Origin of the sequence: Allobosea massiliensis, assembly GCF_042655245.1 — a bacterium.
Lineage (GTDB): Bacteria > Pseudomonadota > Alphaproteobacteria > Rhizobiales > Beijerinckiaceae > Allobosea > Allobosea massiliensis.
Genome location: NZ_JBHSLU010000081.1, coordinates 1 through 6805 on the forward strand (window position 1 = coordinate 1; position 6805 = coordinate 6805).

5 protein-coding genes and 2 pseudogenes are annotated in these 6805 nt (G+C 66.6%); 5 read left to right on the plus strand and 2 right to left on the minus strand.

Annotated features, from left to right (window positions below):
• Positions 1 to 381: 381 nt before the first annotated feature.
• A pseudogene (locus ACFPN9_RS22265) lies at positions 382 to 666 on the minus strand (integrase core domain-containing protein); the annotation flags it as partial.
• Positions 667 to 755: 89 nt separating this feature from the next.
• Between ACFPN9_RS22265 and tnpA the strand changes: the two are divergent.
• The 3 genes from tnpA (at position 756) to tnpC (ending at position 3248) form a co-directional block, all read left to right on the plus strand.
• On the plus strand, positions 756 to 1160 hold the full coding sequence (gene tnpA / locus ACFPN9_RS22270) for an IS66-like element accessory protein TnpA (RefSeq protein ID WP_310095492.1): 405 nt from the start codon (positions 756 to 758) through the stop codon (positions 1158 to 1160).
• Positions 1157 to 1504 (plus strand): IS66 family insertion sequence element accessory protein TnpB, encoded by a 348-nt coding sequence (gene tnpB, locus ACFPN9_RS22275; protein WP_076443138.1) that lies wholly within the window; start codon positions 1157 to 1159, stop codon positions 1502 to 1504. The genes tnpA and tnpB overlap by 4 nt, the downstream gene beginning before the upstream one ends.
• A 112-nt stretch (positions 1505 to 1616) precedes the next feature.
• On the plus strand, positions 1617 to 3248 hold the full coding sequence (tnpC, locus tag ACFPN9_RS22280; protein WP_377817609.1) for an IS66 family transposase: 1632 nt from the start codon (positions 1617 to 1619) through the stop codon (positions 3246 to 3248).
• An 89-nt stretch (positions 3249 to 3337) separates the two neighbouring features.
• On the opposite strand, the pseudogene ACFPN9_RS22285 reads toward tnpC, so the two are convergent.
• Positions 3338 to 3502: pseudogene (locus tag ACFPN9_RS22285) on the minus strand (DDE-type integrase/transposase/recombinase); the annotation flags it as partial.
• A gap of 245 nt (positions 3503 to 3747) precedes the next feature.
• Here ACFPN9_RS22285 and ACFPN9_RS22290 point away from each other — a divergent pair.
• A complete protein-coding gene (locus ACFPN9_RS22290; protein WP_377817607.1) occupies positions 3748 to 5160 on the plus strand; it encodes a mannose-1-phosphate guanylyltransferase/mannose-6-phosphate isomerase in 1413 nt (470 codons plus the stop codon).
• A complete protein-coding gene (locus ACFPN9_RS22295) occupies positions 5160 to 6590 on the plus strand; it encodes a phosphomannomutase (protein WP_377817608.1) in 1431 nt (476 codons plus the stop codon). Before ACFPN9_RS22290 ends, ACFPN9_RS22295 begins: the two co-directional genes overlap by 1 nt.
• Positions 6591 to 6805 lie beyond the last annotated feature (215 nt).

Sequence of the window (6805 nt, forward strand, 5' to 3'; positions counted from 1 at the left end):
CCATCGTCAGCCTGCCAGCCGTGGCCGCCTGACCAGCCCGACCAAAGCCGGCACGCGGTGGCTCTGCGAAGCTACACCACCAGCAGGGACACGACCGCGACGGATCAAACCCAGACCGTAAGGGAGAGGTTGACGGCAGGAGTGGCTGCCTTAATGAGGGGCGAATGAGACAGGCATGGCGTTTCCTATCGTGGGAGGCTCTTCCCGAATTTGCGGCCATCGTGGGTTTTGGAATCACGATTGGGTGGGTCGTTGGCAACGTCGCTGCAACGGTTAGTTTTTAGCGCGGACCGTGAGTTGCCATCAGTTATCGAAATTGAATGTCGACGCTCAGCAGTTGTCTGCGGATTGTCGCTTCGAGTGAGTGCTGTGTTTTTGCCCTCACAGACCGGGCACGTCCTCCGCAGTTGACCGGTCTGCGAGGAATTCTCGCGGTGAACGGTATCGCTGCCGTCCCAGGCTTTGGTGAGTTCTCCGGCGGTTGTAGAAGGCAAGATACTGACCGATCGAGGCTCGCGAATTGGACAAACTGCCGTAGGCGTGCAGGTAAACCTCCTCGCATTTCACCGATTTCCAGATGCGCTGGACGAATACGTTGCAGCGCCAGGTGTGCTTGCCATCCATGCTGATCCTGATGCCTGCGCCGATCAGCAGGGTGGTGAGCTCGCGGCGTACGCGTCCGGCGTAGGCCGCCTTGCGCGGGGTGATGCAAATCGTTGAGCACTGTGAGTATGGACAGCCATACTGACAGTGTCTTGAATCGCCTCGACGTGGTCGATACGGGGCGTCGTCGCCGCTGGAGCGACGGCGAGAAGGAGCGGATCGTGCTGGAGAGCATGGCTGGTCCGCGTCAGATCTCAGCGACGGCTCGACGGCATGGGATCGCGCGCTCGCAATTGCTGGCCTGGCGGCGGGCGCTGCTTGTCGAGCCAATCGCTACGCCTTCAGGCTTCATTCCGATGCTCGTGACGCCCGAGACTGACCAGCGCGAAGACGCGCGGACGATGGGCGCTGGTGCGCCGCCGGCCTTGGCGGTCTCAGCGCTGACGCCGGGGCGGATCGAGATCGTCCTGCGGTCGGGTCGGAGGATGATCGTCGAGGGCGCCGCCGATATGGACGCCGTCCTGAAGCTCGCGAGAGGCCTCGAGGCGCTCAGGTGATCCCGGTCCCGGTCGGCGTGAAGGTGTGGCTCGCGACTGGCCACACCGATATGAGGAAGGGGTTCGCCTCGCTGGCGCTGGTGGCCCAGGAGGTCTTGAAGCGCGATCCGCTCGGGGGCCACATCTTCTGCTTCCGCGGGCGTCGCGGTGATCTTTTGAAGGTGATCTGGCACGACGGGCAGGCAGCGAGCCTCTATGTACGCCGGCTGGAGAAGGGCCGCTTTCTGTGGCCCTCGCCGGCCGACGGCGTCGTCGCGATCACGCCGGCGCAGATGGGCTATCTCCTGTCCGGCATCGACTGGCGCAACCCTGTCGAGACATGGCGTCCGACGTCGGTCGGATAACGCCTTTTTGCTTGCGTTCGCAGGGGGATGTGATTCCATCCTGGATGTGAGCGCCGCCCTTCCATCACCGTCCTCGCCTCCGCTGCCAGCCGATCTGGCGGCGGCGCATGCGATGATCTTGGCGGAGCGCCAGGCCCGCATCGAGGCAGAAGCGGCGGCGGCGCTTGCCAGGGATACAGCCTCCCGTCTTGACGCCGAGGCGCTGCAGCTCAAGGCCGCCGCATCGTCCACCGAGGCGATGATCGCCCATCTCAAGCTGCAGATCGAGAGGCTGCGCCGCGAGCTTTATGGCCAGCGCTCGGAGCGCACGGCCCGGCTCATTGACCAGATGGAGCTTCAGCTCGAAGAGCTGGAGGCAAAGGCCACGGAGGACGAGATCGCCGCGGAGGCGGCATCACGCCAGGCGGCGTCGCCCATGCTGGCGCAGCGTCGCCTCCCCGTGCGCAAACCCTTCCCCGAGCACCTGCCGCGCGAGAGGGTGCTGGTGGCCGCGCCGACGTCCTGCCCGTGTTGCGGCTCGATGAAGCTGGCGAAGCTTGGTGAGGACGTGACAGAGACGCTGGAGGTCGTGCCACGCAGCTGGAAGGTGATCCAGACGGTGCGGGAGAAGTTCACCTGCCGGGCATGCGAGGCGATCACGCAGCCGCCCGCACCCTTTCACGTCACGCCGCGCGGCTTTATGGGGCCGAACCTGCTCGCCACCATCCTGTTCGAGAAGTTCGGTCAGCATCAACCGCTCAACCGCCAGAGCGAACGCTACGCCCGGGAAGGCATCGACCTCGCTGTCTCGACCCTGGCCGACCAGGTCGGCGCGGCCACGGTGGCGCTGAAGCCGCTGCATGAGTTGATCGCCCGGCATGTCATGGCGGCGCAGCGCCTGCACGCCGACGACACCACGGTGCCGATCCTGGCCAAGGGCAAGACCGACGCCGGCCGTATCTGGACCTATGTGCGCGACGACCGCCCCTTCGGCGGCGCCGATCCGCCGGCAGCGTTCTACTTCGCCTCGCGCGACCGGCGGCAAGAGCATCCGGACGCGCACCTCGCGGCTTGGAGCGGCATCCTACAGGCCGACGCGTATGGCGGTTACAACGGGCTATACGATCCCGCGCGTCCGGGCGGGCCGGTCACGTCGGCGCTCTGCTGGTCGCATGCCCGCCGCCGCTTCTTCGAACTCGCCGACATCGCCGCCTCGGCACGGCGCGGCCCATCCACTGCGCCCGTCTCGCCGATTGCGCTGGAAGCGGTGACGCGTATCGACGCTCTGTTCGACATCGAGCGCGCGATAAACGGCTTAGGCCCCGAGGACCGCCAGCGCGTCCGGCAGGAGCAGTCCAGGCCGCTCGTCGACGACCTGCACGCGTGGCTGCAGAGTAAGCGCCCCACGCTGTCGTGTTCGTCGTCGGTCGCCAAGCCGATCGACTACATGCTCAAGCGCTGGAGCCGCTTCGCCGGCTTCCTCGACGACGGTCGCATCTGCCTGACGAACAATGCTGCGGAGCGCAGCCTGCGCGGCTTTGCACTCGGCCGGAAAGCCTGGCTCTTCGCCGGGTCCGACCGCGGCGCCGATCGTGCCGCCATCATGGCGACGCTCATCACCACTGCGAAACTGAACGACGTCGACCCGCAGGCCTGGCTCGCCGACGTGCTCGCCCGCATCGCGGCGACGCAACAGAGCCAGCTCTCCGAACTGCTGCCCTGGCACTGGCGCCGCACCACGGTCGAACACCGCAGCGCAGCTTAATCAGACGGCCGTCGTTACCAGACGCGTTCGCCGTCAGCCCGTGGCCCTCGCCGGAGGCTTACCTCGCGGCTGGTGAACTGCGAGACTTAGTCGGTATTGAAAACCTCCGGCTTGCCGAAGCGCGCAATCGCCTCCTCGAGGGCCTCGATGCAGAAGGCGACGTCCGTGGTGATCGAGAGCCGCTGGGCCAGAACTATGCGGCTGAATCAGTCGACGATGGCGGTGAGATACACAAAGCCCCGCGCCATGGGGACGCCCTTGATCGCCGCCAAAGCGACCTTCGCCTTGAAAGCCGGGCTGTGGTTCCAGCGAACGCGTCTCGTCATATCCGCTTCTGTTCACGGCAATCATGCCGCGTTCAGACCGAAAATCCTACTATGCCCGGTGTCCAGATTTCCCGAGCCAGCTCTGCGCCCTCTTCAACTATCCGGAACGATGGAAGCGTTGCATTCGATGACGGCTCTGGCCTATTGAGGCCTGCCTCTGGAGATCGCCCAAGATGTCGCGAAAACTCGTTCCTGTCGTGATGTGCGGAGGCGCAGGCACGCGCCTTTGGCCGGTCTCGCGCGACACCATGCCCAAGCAGTTCATTCCGCTTCTCGGAGAGGTCTCGACCTTCCAGCGGATCATGCGCCTTCTCTCGGACGGCGCGGTCTTCGGCCGACCGATCGTGGTGACCAATGCGGAGTACCGCTTCACGGTGCTCGACCAGCTGCAGGCGATCGGCGTCAGCGCCCAGATCGTGCTGGAGCCGACGCGGCGGGATTCGGCCGCCGCGGTCGCGACGGCGACGCAGCTCGCGCTCGCGGCCGATGACCATGCGGTGGTCGGCGTCTTCGCGGCCGACCACGTTGTTCAGGACGGCGCGCTCTTCGTCGAGACCTGCCGCCGGGCGAGCGAGGTCGCGGCTGAAGGACGGATCGTCACGATCGGCATTCCTCCCACCCATCCCGCGACCGGCTATGGCTATATTCAACCGGGCGAGGCGATCGGCGAGGCCGCGCGTGCGGTGGCCGCCTTCGTCGAGAAGCCCGATGCCCCAACGGCCGCGCAATATCTCCTCGACGGTTATTTTTGGAACTCGGGCAACTTCATCTTCGACGCCGCGACGATGAAGGCCGAGCTTGAGGCCTTCGAGCCGGATGTCGTCGGCCCCGTGGTCGAGGCGGTCACCCAGGCTCGCAACGATCTCGATTTCCTGGTGCTGGACGCCGCCGCCTTCGGCCGCGCCAAGAATATCTCGATCGACTACGCCGTGATGGAGCGGACCAAGAAGGCCGCGGTGCTGCCCGGGCATTTCGGCTGGTCGGATGTCGGCGGTTGGTCGGCGGTCTGGGATCTCGCCGAGAAGGATGGCGAGGGTAACGCGATCGAAGGGCGCGGCTATGTGCTCGATGGCGCCAACAACCTGATCCGCTCGGAGGATGCTCTCGTCGCGGTCATCGGGCTCGACGACATCGCCGTCATCTCCACCCGCGACGCCGTGCTCGTCACGCCGAAGTCTCGCGCCGACAAGGTCAAGGACATGGTGGCGCTGATCACCGCCCGCGGGGAGTCCGAGGCCGGCGCCCATCGCGAGGTCCAGCGTCCCTGGGGGCGGTACCTCTCGATCGATCTCGGCGTCCGACACCAGGTCAAGCGCATCACCGTCAAGCCGGGTGGGATTCTCTCGCTCCAGAAGCATTTCCACCGGGCCGAGCATTGGGTGGTGGTCCGCGGGACGGCTGAGGTCACGCGCAACCACGAGACCATCGTTATCCACGAGAACGAGTCGATCTATCTGCCGATCGGCTGCGTCCATCGCATGGCCAACCCCGGCAAGATCCCGCTGGAACTGATCGAGGTCCAGGTCGGATCCTATCTCGGTGAGGACGACATCGTGCGCATCGAAGACATCTACAGGCGGTCGTGATGACCAGCCTGAAATTCGGAACCTCCGGCCTGCGCGGCCTCGTCTCCGAACTGGTCGGCCTGCCCGCCTACAGCCATGTCCGCGCCTTCTGTGCGATGATCGCGGAGGACGGCGCGGCCGGTCCCGGCGGCGAGGTGCTGATCGGGCGCGATCTGCGCTCCTCCAGCCCGCTGATCGCCGCACAATGCGCGCGGGCGGTCGCCGATGCGGGGCTGGTCCCGGTCGATTGCGGTGCTGTGCCGACACCGGCCCTGGCGCTGGCGTCGCTGCAGGGCCGCGCGCCGGCGATCATGGTCACCGGCAGCCATATCCCGGATGATCGCAACGGGCTGAAATTCTATCGGAGCCAGGGCGAGATCGACAAAGCCGATGAAGGGCGCATCCTCGCCCATCACGCGGTATTGAACCTCTCCGCGGTGCCCGCCGAAGCCGCGACACCCGACAGTCTCGACGCGCTCTCGGCCTATCGGGCCCGCTATGTCGATTTCTTCGGGCCCGCGGCGCTGGATGGCCTTACCGTCGGAGTCTATCAGCACTCCGCCGTGGGGCGCGATGTGCTGTGCGAGATTCTGGCGGCGCTGGGCGCAAACCCCGTGGCACTCGGCCGATCGGATCGGTTCATTCCCGTCGATACGGAGGCGCTGCGGCCCGAGGATGTCGCGCTCGCAGCCGGCTGGGCGCGCGGAAGCCGGCTCGACGCCATCGTCTCGACCGATGGCGATGCCGATCGGCCGCTCGTCGCCGATGAAGCCGGCCGCTTCCTGCGCGGCGATCTCGTCGGCGCGCTGACGGCCGGGTTTCTGGGCGCGGATGCGATCGTCACGCCCGTCACCTCGAACTCGGCGCTGGACCGGCCGGGCCTGTTCCCGAAGGTCGTCCGCACGCGCGTCGGCTCGCCCTATGTCATCGCCGGCATGGCGCAGGCCGCCGCCGGCGGCGCGACCCGTGTGGTCGGCTTCGAGGCGAATGGCGGCGTGCTGCTCGGCTCGGATGTCGAGCGCGACGGGCGCAGTCTCGCCGCCCTGCCGACGCGTGACGCGGTGCTGCCGATCCTGGCGGTGCTGACCGGCGTGGCGGAAGCCGGCGCTTCGCTGAGCCGCCTTGCCGCCGACCGGAAGTTCGCCGTCGCGCTGTCGGACCGCCTGCAGGAGGTGCCGCAGGAGAAGACCGCGACGCTGATCGCGCGGCTCGATGCCGAGGACCCGGCCTTCCGCAATGCAAGCTTCGCCGCGCATGGCGGTGTCGCCGCCCGTGATAGGCGCGACGGCCTGCGTCTAACTCTGGGCGACGGCAACACCGTCCATTTGCGCGCCTCTGGCAACGCGCCCGAACTGCGCGTCTATGTCGAGGCGATGGACGGGGATGCGGCAAGGGCGCTGCTGAGGGAGGGGCTCGATCTGGCGCGGGAGGCCACCGCGATCCTGCCGTAGGAGCTTTAGCCACATCGCCTTCGACGATGCCGAGCAGAAGAAAACAGCCGAAGTCAGCCTCTGCGACCTACCAATGCCATGTGCGCGGACGTTGAACAATTGATTCCCGCGACCGGATGTGGGATTTGCGCATCGCTGCATCGGTCACCTCCGATCGAACGGGCGCGGGGCGCAGCGTCGGCCAGGCTGGAGCGGCGCAACTGGAGAGCGGTATG